Origin of the sequence: Neisseria weixii (assembly GCF_002327085.1) — a bacterium.
Classification (GTDB): domain Bacteria; phylum Pseudomonadota; class Gammaproteobacteria; order Burkholderiales; family Neisseriaceae; genus Neisseria; species Neisseria weixii.
Map to the genome: position 1 here is coordinate 1183105 of NZ_CP023429.1, position 16763 is coordinate 1199867.

The following is a 16763-nucleotide window of genomic DNA, read 5'->3' on the forward strand; positions in this document are numbered from 1 at the left end:
CGGCCTTTTTTTGTTTGGTCAATAATTGGTAATCAACACTTCCTGCGTTTCTCCACTTTTATGCTTCGCCTGATAATTGGCGTTTTGGTAATGGAAATTCAGATAGTTGATGTGAAACGAATGCGCGATACCAATCCAATAATTGCTGATGCGTTTCGCCTTTGTGTTTCATCACATTCGATAAGGCAAAACGAATCTGATGCTCGTTGCAGGTTTGGAGAAATTGCAACAAATCCCGCTCGTCTTGCGCCGTCCAGCCACCCTTTTCATTATAGGCCGCCATACCCAGCAAATAAGGCGGATCGAGATAAAGAAAGGCGTTTTGCCGTTGTAAATGCTCAATGTCTAAATCACGGAAATTCTGGCAGGCAAAACGGATATGGCGCGTGCGCAGCCTTTGCATAAACAGGCGCAGCTTGTTGCGCAGGCTGACATTAAAATCGCGCTTGCCTACCGGCAGATTGAATTCGCCTTTTTGATTGAAACGGATCTGGTTGTTGAAGCCGTAAAAAATCAGCAGCAGAAACAATAAATTGTCTTTCGATTGGTTATAATCCTGCCGCAATCGGGCAAACGGCTGTTTATTGAATTTGCCCAAACCATTGTTGCTGTTGCATTCGTAAAAATCATAATCGTGGCGGAAGGTATCGCTCAAACCGTAACAGGCAATTTTCTGTTCCAATTGCGCAACCAAACCGGCATAGCTTTGGCTTTGAATAAATTTCAACAAATCAATCAGTTGCTCGTTTTTATCAAGGCAAATGATTTCAGCCGCTGCTTTTTGCGTGCAGTAACCGCTTTTCAGATGGCTTCTGTCCATTTTACGTGCCACGCCGTGCACTTCGGGCTTGGCATTGACGGCAACATTCTCCAAAAAATGATACGCATCGCCGTATTGGCGCGAATTATACGGCGGATCAATATATACGATGTCGCTGCGAATGCTTTTCACCAGCTCGTTGGCATCCTGCTGAAAAATTTGATTGCCCTGATTGTGCGCTTCCTGCGTCTGCGGCAAACGCAACACCAGCGGCTTGGCCAAATCGCCACTGCGGCGGAAAGCATCGTAATGGCCGACGGTATTGGCGATGCGGTCGATGGCATACAATAATGATGTAATCAACACCGCCCGTTCACGCGCATTGATTTTGCCTTGGGCGAACAAGGCATCGATGTCGTCACGAATGATACCGACCTTCAGCATATTCTGGCGGCTCAAAAAGATACCGGCAAAATGGCGCAAATAGTAGTTTTCAGACGGCATATCGGTTAATTGATTGTAGCCGTCAATCCATTCTTTGATGTGCGGCCAATTGACCGGTTCAGCAGCAAAGAACGTTTGATAAGCCAAAAAATTACCGGATAAGGTATCGTTGATTTGAATACGGAAACGGTCGTTGAAATGATGCGCCACCACACCCGTGCCGCCGAATAAATCGGTAAAGGTATGGCAATCGCGGCAATGCGTGCGAATCACGTTCTCAATAAAAGCCAGCAGCTTGAATTTGCTGCCCGAATAGCGGTTGTGAATTCTGAAACATATATTTCCAAATAAGGCATCTTGTGCAGCGCATTATAATGCCAAACCGAAAAAAATCATGCTATGACCTTGATGATTTTTCTCTTGTATGGCCTTTCTGCCGCCAACATTATTTTGTTTCTCTGATAAAATAAGCATTCCTAACATTCAGGCCGTCTGAAGCCTTTCAGACGGCATCAACCTGTTTTCATCTGCCATCATGACTTATCCGATTCCCAAACCCCAAGAAAAAACCCACTGGCTCAATCTTTCGCAAGGCTCGTTGCCGCTGGCTTTGGCGCGCCATTTGCCCCACAAGCAGCTTAAAGTGGTGTTGACCCAAGATGCCGAGCAAGCGCTGCGCCTTCAGACGGCCTGGCAGTTTTTCCGGCCGCACGATACGGCGGTTTTCCTGCCCGATTGGGAAACACTGCCGTATGAGCGTTTTTCGCCGCATCACGATTTGGTGTCGGAACGCTTGGCCGCTTTGTGGCAGATTAAAAGCGGCGCGGCAGATGTGTTGTTCGTCCCGGTGGCGACGGCTATGCAGAAATTGTCGCCGGTGTCATTCTTCGCCGGGCGTACCTTTTGGCTGAAAACCGGCCAGTCTTTGGATTTGGACGCGCTCAAAGGCGATTTAATCGAAGCCGGTTACAGCCATGTATCGAATGTGGTCGCTACGGGCGAATTTGCCGTGCGCGGCGGCATTGTCGATTTGTTCCCGATGGGCAGTGACATGCCCTACCGCTTGGATTTGTTTGACGACGAAATCGACAGCATCAAAATCTTCGACCCTGATACCCAGCGTACCGTCGCGCCGGTAAGTGAAATCCGCCTGCTGCCCGCGCACGAGTTCCCCACCGACGACGACGCGCAAAAAATTTTCCGCAGCCGTTTCCGCGATGAAATCGATGCCGACTATCGCGCAGCAGCGGTGTATCAAGCAGTGAGCAACGGCCATTTCGGCGCGGGCGTGGAATATTATCTGCCGCTGTTTTTTGAAAACGAACTGGATACGCTGTTTGATTATGTCGGCGATAAAGCATTGTTTGTCTGTTTGGGTGATGTATATGCCGAAGCGGTGCGTTTTCAAAGCGATGTCAAATCACGCTATCAAATGGCACAAGGCAATGAAACCTACCCGCCTTTGCTTCCACAGCATTTGTATCTCGCTTCCGACCAATTTGCAGGCCGTCTGAAAGCTTATGCGCAAGTATGGCCGGACGTGTACAGCCACGACCAAAACCTGCCCGATGTCGCGGTCAACCGCCAAGCCGAACAGCCTTTGCAAGCCTTAATCGACTTTCAGAAGGCCTTTGACGGCCGCATTTTATTGTGCGCCGAAAGTCTCGGCCGCCGCGAAACCATGACCGGCTTTATGCAGCAAAACGGCATCAAAGCCAAAGCCGTGGGCGATTGGCAGGGCTTTTTATCGGCACACGAGCCGCTGATGATTACCGTGGCGCCGCTGGCTTACGGTTTCCAGTTGCCCGAGCAAAACATCGCGGTCATTACCGAATCGGATTTGTATCAATACGTTGCTAAATCCCGAAAAACCAACCGCCGCAAAAAGCATGCCGAAGTTTCAGACGGCCTGTTGCGTGATTTGGCCGAAATCAACATCGGCGACCCGGTGGTACACGAAGAACACGGCATCGGCCGCTATATGGGCTTGGTGGGCATGGATTTGGGCGAAGGCGTCAGCGAAATGATGCTGCTCGAATATGCGGGCGAAGCACAGCTTTATGTGCCGGTGTCGCAGCTGCACCTCATCAGCCGCTACTCCGGTCAGGCACATGAGAGCGTGCAACTGCACAAACTCGGCAGCGGCGCATGGGGCAAAGCCAAGCGTAAGGCAGCCGAGAAAGCACGCGACACCGCTGCCGAGTTGCTCAACCTTTATGCTCAACGTGCGGCGCAGGAAGGCTTCAAATTCGCCTTCAACGAACAGGATTACCAAGCCTTTGCCGACGGCTTCGGCTACGAAGAAACCGAAGATCAGGCCGCCGCCATCGGCGCGGTGCTTAAAGACCTCACCCAAGGCAAGCCGATGGACAGATTGGTTTGCGGCGACGTCGGTTTCGGCAAAACCGAAGTCGCCCTGCGCGCCGCGTTTGTGGCGGTGATGGGCGGCAAACAGGTGGCCGTGCTCGCCCCACCACCCTGCTGGTGGAGCAACACGCGCAGAATTTTGCCGACCGCTTCGCCGACTTCCCCGTGAAAGTGGCCAGCCTGTCGCGCTTTAACAGCGGCAAAACCACCACCGCTACCCTCAAAGGCATGGCCGAGGGCACGGTGGATATTGTGATCGGCACCCACAAACTGGTGCAGGACAACAATCAATTCAAAAACTTGGGCTTGGTGATTATCGACGAAGAACACCGCTTCGGCGTGCGCCAGAAAGAGCAGCTCAAACGCCTGCGCGCCAACGTCGATATTCTCACCCTCACCGCCACGCCGATTCCGCGCACCTTGAGCATGGCATTGGAAGGGCTGCGCGATTTCTCGCTGATTACCACCGCCCCCAGCCGCCGTTTGGCGGTGAAAACCTTCGTCAAACCCTTCAGCGAAGGCAGCGTGCGCGAAGCCGTGCTGCGCGAACTCAAGCGCGGCGGACAAGTGTTTTTCCTGCACAATGAAGTAGATACGATTGAAAATATGCACGAACGGCTGGAAACGCTGCTGCCCGAAGCGCGCATCGGCGTTGCCCACGGCCAGTTACGCGAACGCGAGCTGGAGCAGGTGATGCGCGACTTTCTGCAACAGCGTTTTAACGTGTTGCTGTGTTCCACCATCATCGAAACCGGCATCGACATCCCCAACGCCAACACCATCATCATCAACCGCGCCGACAAATTCGGCCTCGCGCAGCTGCACCAATTGCGCGGGCGCGTCGGCCGCAGCCACCACCAAGCCTACGCCTACCTGCTCACCCCGAATACATCACCAAAGATGCCGAAAAACGGCTCGACGCGATTGCGGCGGCAGACGAACTCGGCGCCGGCTTCACGCTGGCGATGCAGGATTTGGAAATCCGCGGCGCCGGCGAAATTCTCGGCGAAGGCCAAAGCGGCGAAATGATGCAGGTCGGCTTCACGCTCTACACCGAAATGCTCAAACAGGCCGTGCGCGACCTCAAAAAAGGCCGCCAGCCCGATTTGGACGCACCCTTGGGCGTGACCACCGAAATCAAACTGCACAGCCCCGCGCTGCTGCCCGAAAGCTACTGCCCCGACATTCACGAACGCTTGGTACTCTACAAACGCTTGGCCACCGCCGAAACGCGCGAGCAAATCAACGCCATTCACGAAGAGCTGGTCGACCGCTTCGGCCTGCCCGAGCAGCCGGTAAAAACCCTGATCGAAAGCCACCATTTGCGTTTGCAAGCCAAAGAAATGGGCATTGCCGGCATTGATGCCGCTAACGAAGCGGTTACCGTCACTTTCGGTAACAACAACCGCATCGACCCGACCGAAATCATCATGCTGATTCAAACCAACAAAAAATACCGCTTGGCCGGTGCCGACAAATTGCGGTATAGCGCGGAAATGGAAAATATCGATGTGCGGATTAATATGGTGAAGGAAATGTTAAAGACTTTGAAAGAAAAGGTATTGGTTGCGGAATAAGGTCAAAACCTGAGACCTTTGCAAAACCTCATAAACCACCAATAAAAACCCAAACAGCCGTCTGAATTTTCAGACGGCTTTTTTGGTTCTCGACCTTATCGGCCCTTCACATCAATAATCCACACTTCCGCTTGCGATCCCAAACGCATGGGTATACCCCAAAATCCATAGCCTGATGTGACGAAATAATGGCCTTTGCCGATTGCTTCGTAGCCGTAGGCTATACGGTTAATGGTTTTTACGATTAAATTGGCCGGCGCCACTTGGCCGTTGTGCACGTGGCCGGAAACTTGGATGTCCACCGGCAATTCGGCATGTAAATCAATTTCAGACGGCCTGTGATCCAGCAGCAAAACCGGCAGATCGGTATTTTGGCCTTGCAAAAGTTGTTCGGTGGATGGGCGTGATTTGTCCATGTCGTCATTACGGCCGACCAGCAATAAGCCATGCGCTTCGATGGCTTCGTTCACCAGCACACGGATACCGGCTTTTTCCAATTCCGCACGGATTTCATTCTGATGGCCGAACAAATCATGATTGCCGAGCGTGGCATATACGCCTAAAGGTGCAGTCAGCTTGGCCAAATGTGGCTGCATGTTTTTGGCACTATACACTTCGGTATCATCATCCATCAAATCACCCGGCAGCAAAATCAAATCGACTTTTTGCTGCTGCATGATGGCGGCGAGTTTGTCCAATTGCTTGCTGCCCATCAGCAGGCCCAAATGGGTGTCGCTGGCCAAACCGATGCGCAATGGCCGGTCTAATTTCTTATTGATGGCAATGCTTTGATGGCGCACCACCGGTGTATAGGCGTTGTACACCGATAAAACAGTCAAGAACAAGAGAAACAGCGGCGCAAACACGCGCAAGCTACGCGACAAAGGCGGTTGCGCCATAAACTTACGCAATAATAAATACAGAATAAATGTTGCCAACGCCGAATACATCACAAACAGCAGCAACACCATCCAAAACGCCGTCACACGGAAAATAGCGTGATCGACTTGCAGCAACAGGCCGACAATCAAACTATTGGTAATAAAATAGGCCAATCCCATCAGCCAGCGGCGGCCGCGTTTGGCGATAAACGGTGCCAGCAGCCATTGCAGCGAACGCCCCAAACCAAAGGTAAAGAGCTGCATCAACACCAATACGATAATAAAAAATCCGATGCGCATGAATCAACCTGCCTGAAAATAAGGCGCACATTCTAGCATAAAGCCATATCAACAAAGGCCGTCTGAACGCAAGCAACTGTAAACCGCCTATACAAATTGCGTTATAATATTGCCCGTTAAAAACCGATATCCGGAAGCAAACCATGAATCCGCAAACCGCCATTATTTCCGACCATGCCAAATCGGGCGTGTTTATCGAAGCCGACATCCGCATCGGCCAAATCGATGCCGTCAAAACCGCTTGCCGCGACAGCGTTGCCCATCTTCAGGTTTTGCAGGCCAAGTTTCCGCAAGCCGATTTGGGCTTGACCATCGCATTTGGCAGCGAAGCTTGGCGTATTTTCGGCCATGCCGATGAAGGCCGCGAAATCAAACCGTTTACGCCTCTGGGCAACGGCTTGGCGCCGGCCGCGCAGCAAGACGTGTTGATTCACATTCAATCGCTGCAACAAGATGCGGCTTTGGCTTTGGCGCAAGACGTATTGGAAACCTTCGGCGACAGCCTGACCATCGTCACCGAAGAACACGGCTACCGCCTTTACCAAGAGCGCGGCTTAGACGGCTTTGTCGACGGCACGGAAAACCCGCAAGACCAAGCCATTTACGAAGCAGGCATTATTCCTAAAGATCAGCCTGATGCGGGCGGAAGCTATGTGTTGCTGCAAAAATACCGCCACGATTTGAAACGCTGGAGCAAGGTTGATGTGCCGTACCAAGAAAGCTGCATCGGCCGCAGCAAGGAAACCGACGAAGAGCTGGACAAAAGCGTGCGCTTGGCCGATTCGCACTTAGGCCGCGTAGACTTGAAAGAAAACGGCGTGGGCCTGAAAATCGTGCGCCGCAGCCTGCCCTACGGCAAAATCACCGGCGAACACGGCTTGATGTTCCTTGCCTATTGCCATACGCTGCACAACATTGAAGCGCAATTATTGAGCATGTTCGGTGAAACCGACGGCAAAGTCGATTTGCTGCTGAAGCATATTTTGACTGCTGTTTCCGGTGCCTATTATTTTGCGCCGCCGGTTGAGCGTTTGCAAAACCTTTAGTCGGCAATTTGATCTTTGAAAGGCCGTCTGAAAGTCCATGAGTTTTCAGACGGCCTCTGTTATGATAAGCACATTCCTTTTTCATTCAAGCCTTTTGCGATATGTCCCATTCCGTTCACGCTTTTAAACCGCTGTCGGTTCCCATCCAAGGCACCAACCTGATAGAAGCTTCTGCCGGCACCGGCAAAACTTACGGCATCGCCGCCCTGTTTACCCGCCTGATTGTGTTGGAAAAAATGCCGGTAGACAAAGTGTTGGTGGTGACATTCACCAAAGCCGCCACTGCCGAACTCAAAACCCGTTTGCGCGCGCGTTTGGACGAAGTGTTGCAAGCTTTAGAAAGCGTGGCAAACGCGGCTGAAGATTCAGACGGCCTCAGTCAATATTGCGAACGCGAACACTCCGGTGATGTATTCCTCTACGGCTTGCTGCAAAAAGCGTTAGAACAAGAAAGCCAAGCGCGCTTGATCGTGCGCCTGAAAGCCGCTATCGGCGGTTTCGACAACGCTTCGATTTATACCATCCACGGTTTCTGCCAGCGCGTGTTGCGCGATTTTGCCTTTTTGTGCCAAACGCAATTTGATGTCGAACTCACCGACGACAGCCGCGAGCGGTTGCTGGTGCCCGCACAGGATTTTTGGCGTGGACGCGTGAGCAATAATCCGCAGTTGGCCAAGCTGGTTTTCAAGCATCAATATACGCCGCAAAATATGTTGGCCGAGATTCAAAGCTTTACCGGCCGCCCGTATTTGCGTTTCAGAAGGCCTGAAAACCTATTGGCCGAATCGCAGCAAAAAGTTGCCGACACGTGGGCCAAAGTCAAAGCCAATCTGCCCGAACTGGAAGGAATCTTTTGGCGTATTCACCCCGATCTGAACGGCAACAGCTACCGTAGCAACACTTTCCAAGCATTGTTCAATCAGCTCAAACACGCGGCCGAACAAGATTATCTGCCGAAAAATTACGATAAATTAGCGATGCTTGGCGCAGATTTGTTGGCCGGCAAAGCCAAAAAAGGCCAAAGCCTTGATGCCGCCGCTTTGGCTGATTTGCAGATGCTGGCCAATCTCGGGCGCGATTTGACCCAAGCCGAGGAAGAAGAAAAAAATGCCCTCACCCTGCTCAAGTTCGACTTGCTCGACCACATTAACCTGGCTTTGGCCGAACAGAAAAAATCCCGCCGCGAACGCACGTTTGACGATTTATTGCTGGATGTGTCCAACGCATTACAACCCGGCAATCCGCACGCCCAAGCTTTGGCCGAAGCAGTCGCGGCCACTTGGCAGGTCGCCCTGATTGACGAATTCCAAGACACCGATCCGCTGCAATATCAGATTTTCAGCCAAATTTTTATACGTCAAAACAATCCCTTATTTTTAGTTGGTGATCCGAAGCAAGCGATTTACAGTTTTCGCGGCGCCGATATTTATGCCTATCTGCAAGCCGCAGAAGATGCACAACAGCATTACACGTTAGCGACCAATTTCCGCAGCCATGCCAAGCTGATTAATGGCATAGGCTCGCTGTTTCAATGCAAAAACCGTCCGTTTGTATTGGAAAATATTGATTACAACCCCGTCGGCGCGGCGCGTGAAGAAAGCCGTTTGTCGCCCGGCCGTCCCGCTATTCAGGTGCGTTGGTTACATGGCAGTGAAACCGAGCCGATGAATAAAGATGCCTTGCGCAAACGTGCCGCTGAATATTGTGCCGATGAAATCGCTTTTGCTTTAAATGAAGCGGCAGAAGGCCGTCTGAATTTCAAAGGGCAGCCGCTGGAATCAGGCGACATTGCGGTATTGGTGCGCACCCACAACGAAGGCAGCATGATTGCGCAAGCCTTGAAATCGCGCCGCATTCAAAGCGTATTGCTGCACCGCGAATCTGTATTCGCCTCGCCTGAAGCACAAGGTTTGTCTGCTTTATTGGATTTTTATCTCAATCCGCGCCGAACCGAATCACTGCGTTTTGCCTTAAGCAGCGTATTGTTCGGCTATGATGCCGATGCACTTTACGCACTCAATCAAAACGAAGCCGAACTGTTGGCGTGGATCGATTCCGCCGAGCGCGCCGCCCAAGAGTGGCAGCAAAAAGGCATTTACACTGCCATGCAGCATTTTTCTGCCGAGCACGGTATCGAAACCCGTCTGCTTTCAGACGGCAACAACCGAAGTCTGACCAATTATCATCAATTGCTGGAACGATTATCCGCAGAAAACGAGCAAAGCCGCAGCCCGGCATCGCTGCATCAATGGCTGTTGGCACAAATCAATCTGGCAGAAAACGGCAATAAAAGCGAAAGTCATGTTTTGCGTTTGGAAAGCGATGAAGCCTTAGTCAAAATCGTCACCATGCACGCGGCCAAAGGTTTGCAGTATCCGCTGGTGTATTGTCCTTTTGTATGGGACGCGCAAGACAATAAAGCGCATGATTGGCAGATTCTACACCGCGACGGAGGGGAAAGTGAATTACTGGCCGAACACCAACTGGATGATGGCGATCATATCCAATTGTCTGACGAAGAAATGGCCGAGCGCCTGCGCCTGCTCTATGTCGCCCTCACCCGCGCCGAAGAACAATTGAATATTTACGCCGCCTATTGCCAAGATACCGACGACAACACCTTCGCCTATCTGCTCGAAGGCCGTGCCGATAGCACGCGTGAAGCCGTTAAAGCCGCTTATGAAAGTGAGCGCAAAGCCGGAAAAGGAGCGGCAGAAATGGCCATGCTGAAAAACAATTGGATAAAATTCATCAGCGGGCAGGCCGAAAATGAAAATACCGATTTTGTATTCACGGAAGATGCACCTCTCTCCGCCGCTTATCATTCCGCCAGACAAACCGATGTACAGTATCAAGCCGCCAGTATTCCGCCACGTGGATTTGAATACATCCGCCATACCAGCTTTACCGGCTTGAGCCGCCACGTCAAAGCGCATGACAGCGAACGCGAAGAATTGCAACCGAGCTTGGATGCCGCAGAAAGCAACATCAGGCCGTCTGAAAACGTGGTTGAAGAAAGCGATCATGACGAATTGAGCATCCATCGTTTCCCGCGCGGCACGAATGCGGGCTTGTGTCTGCACGATATGCTGGAAAATCTCGAGTTCCAAACACCTGCCGCCGAACAAAGCAAACAGATTTTAGAAACCTTGACCCGCCACGGCTTTGAAGAAAAATGGCTGCCCGCTGTGATGACCTTGTTGGATTGTTGCCGCGAAACGCCGATTTCAGGCAAAGATACCTTGTCGGACATTCAACCGAACGAGCGTTTACCCGAAATGGGCTTCACCCTGTATATGCATGATTTCAACCTTGCCGCATTACGCGCATGGTTTGCCCAGCCACATTTGGGCTTACCGCCGGAATGCCTCGAAGCGGCGCAAAGGCTGGATTTTCAAGATGTGCAGGGCTATCTCAACGGTTTTATCGACATGACCTGCCTCACTTCAGACGGCCAAGTCTGCGTGATTGACTACAAATCCAATTACTTGGGCACCAATGCAGCGGCTTACACTCCGCAAGCCATGAACGAAGCCATGGCCGAACATCATTACTACCTGCAAGCCCTGATTTACGCCATCGCCGTAGGCCGCTATTTCAAGCTGCGCGGCCTTGCTTTGCCGCAAATCGCCGTGCGCTATCTGTTTTTGCGCGGCATGAACGGCACGGAAAACGGCATTTGGTCGTGGGATATTCATGCAGAAGATTTGGCGGATTGGGTATAAAAGAAAGGCCGTCTGAAACTCATTCGTTTCAGACGGCCTTTTATACTATGCTTAAGCCTTACCGTCGGCTTTCAACAAGATTTCGTACAAGCGGTCTTTCAATGCCAATTTTTCTTTTTCAGCTCTTCAATACCGTCCGAACCCGCAGTCACCGGATTATTGACCAAGCCGGTGATTTTGTCGTCCAACTCGTTATGTTCGTCAAACAAGCGGGCGAAGTGTGCGTCTTCTTGTTTTAATTTAGAAATCAATTCGCGATATTCTGGGAACATATCTGTTTTCCTCTCTTTTTCAAATCAAAGTAAAAATAACACGGTAAAACCTGTGTTGTGTTGTCGATTTCTTGATTACATTATAGCAAAGGCAATATTTTTAGCCAGTTTTTTTTGCGGTTGTAATCTGCTTTAAATCAAATATCCGCCGAACATCTCCCACCAAGGATTGGCCTTTCCCCTAGACGGCGTAAAAACACCGCCTTACAATCATCAAAACACGCAAACGCAAGGACAAAACATGAATCACACCATCGAAACCATGAAAAACCACCGCGTATTCCGCCATTTCAAAACCGGCATCACCATGCCCAAAGAAGACGTACAAGCCATCATCGATTGCGCACGCCAAGCGGCTTCGTGGATGAACGGCCAGCATTACACCATCATCAACATCACGGATGAAGAATTGCGCAAGCAAATTGCTGCCCTGCAGCCGGCCAACCCGCAAGTCGCCACCTGCAGCATTTTTCTGATTTTCATCGCCGATTTACACCGCAGCGAATTGTGTTCGCAAGCCTATAACGGCACGTTTACCGCCGCATCTCATTCCGACAACTTAATTACTGCCGTCACCGATGCCTCGCTGGCTGCACAAAATGCCGTTGTCGCTGCCGAAAGCCTGGGCTACGGCACATGCTACATCGGCGGCATCCGCATGATTGCGGTGCACATCATCGAATTATTGAATCTGCCGAAAAACACGTTTCCCCTATTCGGCCTGTGTATCGGCACGCCCGACATTGAAATGCGCGTCAAACCGCGTTTGCCCGAGCACACCGTCTACGCCGAAAACCGCTATCCTGATGACCAAACCCTTTCAGACGGTCTGGAGGCCTACGAGCAAACCATGACCGAATTCGGCGAAGCGCGTGAAAAGCTGCCTTACCGTGAAAAATTCGCCCGCTATTACAGCAGCACCGAGCCGAAAAACGAGCCGTTGATTTTTCAACAAGGCTGGCTGGGCAGCGGCCAACATGACTAAAATCCGTGCCGTTTTCGGTGCGGGCGGGCAGTTTGTATTGTTTGCCGGCCGCCCTTACTGGATGCCGGTCAACGATGCCGATTACGACCATGCTCCCCAATTAAGCGGCGAATTTAGCATTCACGATGAAGCTTTTTATCCGATTGACGGCAATGACGTGGCGTTTGAATTACCTGATAACGTGAAAATCTTCAGCGAAGAAGCCCGCCGCTTGGAAGAAAAACGCTTACAGATGCTGGCACTGGAGGATTTGGCCAAAAACCTGCAAGCGGCGCAGGCTGAATATGATTTGGAACAGCTTATCGGCAAAATCGATTTTTATTTGAAGCAGGAAGATATGTTTGACCGTTAGTGTTCAGACGGCCTTAACAATATTTTCCAATAAACGCCTAAAATTGTTGACAATTACAGCCAATTTGGTACATTACTCAGTTTATTTGTCTGCAACATCATTTCCCCCTTCACGACCATTCCACCTCAAAGGATAAACCCATGTTTTCAAAAAGCGTAACCCTCGCAAAATACGACCCAGAATTAGCCGCTGCCATGGATTTGGAAGTGCAGCGCCAACAAGACCACGTTGAGCTGATTGCCTCTGAAAACTATGTCAGCTGCGCCGTTATGGAAGCCCAAGGTTCACAATTAACCAACAAATATGCCGAAGGTTACCCAAGCAAACGTTACTACGGCGGTTGCGAACACGTTGACGTGGTCGAGCAATTGGCCATCGACCGCGTAAAAGAATTGTTCGGCGCAGCTTATGCCAACGTACAGCCACACTCCGGTTCGCAAGCCAACCAAGCGGTTTACGCTTCCGTATTGCAACCGGGCGATACCATTTTGGGCATGAGCTTGGCACACGGCGGCCACTTGACCCACGGTGCCAGCGTGAACATTTCCGGCAAGCTTTACAACGCTGTGACCTACGGTTTGGATGAAAACGAAATATTGGATTATGCCGAAGTCGAACGCTTGGCTTTGGAACACAAACCAAAAATGATCGTGGCCGGTGCTTCTGCCTACGCTTTGGAAATCGACTGGGTGAAATTCCGCGAAATCGCCGATAAAGTAGGCGCGTATCTGTTTGTCGATATGGCGCACTATGCGGGCTTGGTGGCCGGTGGCGAATACCCGAATCCGGTGCCTTTTGCCGATTTCGTGACCACCACCACCCACAAAACCTTGCGCGGCCCACGCGGCGGTGTGATTTTGTGCCGTAACGAAGATCATGCTAAAGCTTTGAATTCCGCCATTTTCCCAAGCCTGCAAGGCGGTCCTCTGATGCACGTTATCGCGGCCAAAGCCGTGGCCTTCAAAGAAGCCCTGCAACCTGAATTCAAAGAATACGCCAAACAGGTGAAAATCAACGCGGCTGCGATGGCGGAAGAATTGGTCAAACGCGGTTTGCGCATCGTTTCCGGCCGCACAGAAAGCCATGTTTTCTTGGTTGACCTGCAACCGATGAAAATTACCGGTAAAGCTGCCGAAGCCGCATTAGGTAACGCACACATCACCGTGAACAAAAACGCCATCCCGAACGATCCTGAAAAACCGTTCGTCACTTCAGGCATCCGCATCGGTTCGGCTGCCATGACCACACGCGGCTTCCAAGAAGCTGATGCCCGCGTGTTAGCCAACTTGCTGGCCGATGTATTGGAAAATCCGGAAGACGAAGCCAACTTGGCTAAAGTGCACGAACAAATTACCGATTTGTGTAATAAATATCCGGTTTACGGCGCGTAATTTTTTCAGACGGCCTGAAACCTTTGCAAAATCTTCATTTTTAACACATTTCTTCGTTATGCGCTGCTTGAAAGTTTGCCTGTCTCCATGATATGTCGGAACTTTCTGCACTGCTCTAACTTCAAGCTGTACTTGAATCTGAAGTTTTGCAAAGGTCTCAGATTATTATTTGTCAGGCCGTCTGAAACCAGTTTGTTTCCTTTGAAAGCCGTCTGAAATGCGTTTCAGACGGCTTTTTCTTATTTTATTCCAAATAATGAATATCTTACTGATTCAGACGGCCTTATCGTACAGGCCGTCTGAAAACTTATAACGAAAACGCATTAAATTAAAATCAACCATTCTTTCCCTTTTTCAGACGGCCTGTATAAAGTAGCGCTACCTTCAAATGCCTGCCGTTGCAGGCATACGCAGCACAAAATCAAAATGTGGCGGCCGTTAGCGGAAATATTCAGCAACGCACTGCCTCGACAAAGGAACCGTCATGAGTCAAGCCCATCCGCTACCTGCCGAAATTTCGGCGCAATTATCTACCCTGTCACCAACCCAATTGGCTTGGCTGTCGGGCTATTGCTGGGCGCAAAGCCAAGGCGCGGCAAGCAGTGCCGGTGTGATACCAGCCGCCTTTGCCTCCGAAACCGCTGCGTCTGCTGTTGCCCGCCGCGTTACCGTGTTATCTGCTTCGCAAACCGGTAATGCCCGCCGGGTGGCCGAATCCCTGCATCAGAAACTTGAAGCCGCCGGTGTGAGTGCACGCTTGGTCGGGGTAGCCGATTTCAAAAGCAAAACCCTGCCTGAAGAAGACGTTTTACTGCTGATCACGTCCACCCAAGGCGAAGGCGAACCACCGGAAGAAGCTGTGCCGCTGTATAAATTCGTGTTCGGTAAAAAATCGCCTGATTTAAGCAAACTCACCTTTGCCGTATTGGGTTTAGGCGATTCTTCTTATCCGAATTTCTGCCAAGCCGGTAAAGATTTCGACAGCAAATTCGCCGGATTGGGCGGCAGCCGTTTGACTGATTTAGGCGTTTGCGATTTGGATTTCCAAGCTGCTGCCGATGCGTGGATTGATGCACTGGTACCGAAAGTGGCCGAACTCTTTACTCAAGCCTCTGCTGCTCCTGCCCCAATGCTGCTACTGCATGCGCAACCGCAGCAAGCGGCGCGATTTATACCAAAGAGCAGCCTTACACCGCCACTTTATCCGTGCGCCAAAAAATTACCGCGCGTAATGCGGAAAAAGACGTTGAACACATCGAAATCGATTTAAGCGGATCGGGCATTCAGTATCAAGCCGGGGATGCTTTGGGCATTTGGCCGTTGAACGCGCCCGATACCGTGCAAGAAATCTTGAATCTTGCCCAATTGAGCGGCTCGGAAACGGTTAAACTCGCCGATGGCAGAGAAACCGACCTTCAGACGGCCTTAATCGAGTTTGCCGACATTACCCAAAACACCCCTGCATTCTTGCAGCAATATACCGAACTGACCGACCATGCCGAATTGCGTGAGATTGTGTCCGATAGCGACAAACTCGATGCCTATCTGGCCATCACGCCGCCGGTGGGTGTGTTGGCGACTTATCCGAAAGCCTTGGATGCGCAAACCCTGTTCGGCCTGTTCCGTCCGCAAACGCCGCGCCTGTATTCCATTGCTTCGGCGCAGGATGAAGTTGGCGAAGAAGTGCATCTCACCGTCGGCGTAGTGCGTTTCAACCATCACGACCAAACCTACACCGGCGCTGCTTCGGGCTTTATCGGCGAGCGTTTGGAAGAAGGTGGTGAGGTAAAAGTATTCGTCGAGCCCAACCCGCATTTCCGTTTACCTGCAAATGGCGACACACCGATTATCATGATTGGCGCAGGCACCGGCGTGGCTCCGTTCCGTTCGTTTATGCAACAACGTGGAGCCAACGGTGATAGCGGCAAAAACTGGCTCTTCTTCGGCAACCAACGTTTTTACGATGATTTCCTGTATCAAATCGAATGGCAGCAATTCCGCAAAGACGGCTTACTAACCCGGGCCGATTTGGCCTGGAGCCGTCAAGGCAAAGACAAAGTGTATGTACAGCACAAAATCACTGAAAATGCCGCCGAGGTGTGGGCATGGCTGCAAGAAGGCGCGCATGTATATGTATGTGGCGATGCCACCCGCATGGCATGCGATGTTGAAGAAGCCTTGCTGGCCGTGATTACCGAGCAAGGCGGATTGAGCCACGATGATGCGGAAGACTATCTCAATGATTTGCGTGAAGACAAACGTTACCAACGCGATGTGTATTGATTAAATATCCCGATTTTCCTCCATCTTGAAGTAGCTTATGCCGTCTGAAATGTTTCAGACGGCCTTTACATGTTTGGCAGTGAAAATCCAGTATAATGCCACTTAAACACAGCAATAAGGTAAAATAAATTGGAAGGATTACAACAGCTTATACAAATGTTAATCGCATTTGTGAATTGGATATTGAAATTACTCGACTTTTTGTTTTAAACTAAGCCCAATCATTCATTTAATAAAGCAGATTTTCCAACATGCAAACGCAAATTCGCTCAGTTGCTTATTACTATTGGTACCACACCAACGTGCGGTACTTTTTTGCGCTTGTCTGAAGCATAGAAAAATAAGCAAACGCGAAACATGCCGCCACGTGAAATCGGGCG

General features: G+C 50.9%; 9 protein-coding genes and 2 pseudogenes. 8 read left to right on the plus strand and 3 right to left on the minus strand.

Annotation, left to right across the window (positions count from 1 at the left end):
• Positions 1–58: 58 nt before the first annotated feature.
• Complete coding sequence (locus CGZ65_RS06110) at positions 59–1543, minus strand: DNA adenine methylase (protein WP_332457943.1); 1485 nt, start codon at positions 1541–1543, stop codon at positions 59–61.
• A 196-nt stretch (positions 1544–1739) separates the two neighbouring features.
• Here CGZ65_RS06110 and mfd point away from each other — a divergent pair.
• Positions 1740–5148, plus strand: a pseudogene (gene mfd / locus CGZ65_RS06115) (transcription-repair coupling factor).
• A gap of 95 nt (positions 5149–5243) precedes the next feature.
• Here mfd and CGZ65_RS06120 read toward each other — a convergent pair.
• On the minus strand, positions 5244–6329 hold the full coding sequence (locus tag CGZ65_RS06120) for a metallophosphoesterase (protein WP_096295230.1): 1086 nt from the start codon (positions 6327–6329) through the stop codon (positions 5244–5246).
• A gap of 143 nt (positions 6330–6472) precedes the next feature.
• On the opposite strand from CGZ65_RS06120, the gene CGZ65_RS06125 reads away from it, so the two are divergent.
• Positions 6473–7375 carry a Dyp-type peroxidase gene (locus CGZ65_RS06125; protein WP_096295231.1) on the plus strand — a complete coding sequence of 301 codons (903 nt, stop codon included), beginning with the start codon at positions 6473–6475 and terminating at the stop codon, positions 7373–7375.
• A gap of 101 nt (positions 7376–7476) precedes the next feature.
• Positions 7477–11100 (plus strand): exodeoxyribonuclease V subunit beta, encoded by a 3624-nt coding sequence (recB, locus tag CGZ65_RS06130; RefSeq protein WP_096295232.1) that lies wholly within the window; start codon positions 7477–7479, stop codon positions 11098–11100.
• A gap of 51 nt (positions 11101–11151) precedes the next feature.
• On the opposite strand, the pseudogene CGZ65_RS06135 reads toward recB, so the two are convergent.
• Positions 11152–11372, minus strand: a pseudogene (locus tag CGZ65_RS06135) (YdcH family protein).
• Positions 11373–11613: 241 nt separating this feature from the next.
• On the opposite strand from CGZ65_RS06135, the gene CGZ65_RS06140 reads away from it, so the two are divergent.
• The 5 genes from CGZ65_RS06140 (at position 11614) to CGZ65_RS15110 (ending at position 16383) form a co-directional block, all read left to right on the plus strand.
• Positions 11614–12357, plus strand: a complete 744-nt coding sequence (locus CGZ65_RS06140; RefSeq protein WP_096295233.1) for a nitroreductase family protein — start codon at positions 11614–11616, stop codon at positions 12355–12357.
• Positions 12350–12709 carry a hypothetical protein gene (locus tag CGZ65_RS06145; protein WP_096295234.1) on the plus strand — a complete coding sequence of 120 codons (360 nt, stop codon included), beginning with the start codon at positions 12350–12352 and terminating at the stop codon, positions 12707–12709. The genes CGZ65_RS06140 and CGZ65_RS06145 overlap by 8 nt, the downstream gene beginning before the upstream one ends.
• Positions 12710–12849: 140 nt before the next feature.
• Positions 12850–14100 (plus strand): serine hydroxymethyltransferase, encoded by a 1251-nt coding sequence (gene glyA / locus CGZ65_RS06150; RefSeq protein ID WP_096295235.1) that lies wholly within the window; start codon positions 12850–12852, stop codon positions 14098–14100.
• 484 nt (positions 14101–14584) lie between these two features.
• On the plus strand, positions 14585–15370 hold the full coding sequence (locus CGZ65_RS15105) for a flavodoxin domain-containing protein (RefSeq protein ID WP_415906967.1): 786 nt from the start codon (positions 14585–14587) through the stop codon (positions 15368–15370).
• Entirely contained in the window at positions 15307–16383 is a 1077-nt protein-coding gene (locus CGZ65_RS15110; RefSeq protein ID WP_415906968.1) for a diflavin oxidoreductase, read from the plus strand. Before CGZ65_RS15105 ends, CGZ65_RS15110 begins: the two co-directional genes overlap by 64 nt.
• Positions 16384–16763: the final 380 nt, after the last annotated feature.

Excerpts from the sequence above, each read along its gene's own strand:
- glyA (WP_096295235.1), top strand. The coding sequence starts at position 12,850 with ATGTTTTCAAAAAGCGTAACCCTCGCAAAATACGACCCAGAATTAGCC.
- CGZ65_RS06120 (WP_096295230.1), bottom strand. The coding sequence starts at position 6,329 with ATGCGCATCGGATTTTTTATTATCGTATTGGTGTTGATGCAGCTCTTT.
- CGZ65_RS15105 (WP_415906967.1), top strand. The coding sequence starts at position 14,585 with ATGAGTCAAGCCCATCCGCTACCTGCCGAAATTTCGGCGCAATTATCT.
- CGZ65_RS06140 (WP_096295233.1), top strand. The coding sequence starts at position 11,614 with ATGAATCACACCATCGAAACCATGAAAAACCACCGCGTATTCCGCCAT.
- recB (WP_096295232.1), top strand. The coding sequence starts at position 7,477 with ATGTCCCATTCCGTTCACGCTTTTAAACCGCTGTCGGTTCCCATCCAA.
- CGZ65_RS06145 (WP_096295234.1), top strand. The coding sequence starts at position 12,350 with ATGACTAAAATCCGTGCCGTTTTCGGTGCGGGCGGGCAGTTTGTATTG.
- CGZ65_RS06125 (WP_096295231.1), top strand. The coding sequence starts at position 6,473 with ATGAATCCGCAAACCGCCATTATTTCCGACCATGCCAAATCGGGCGTG.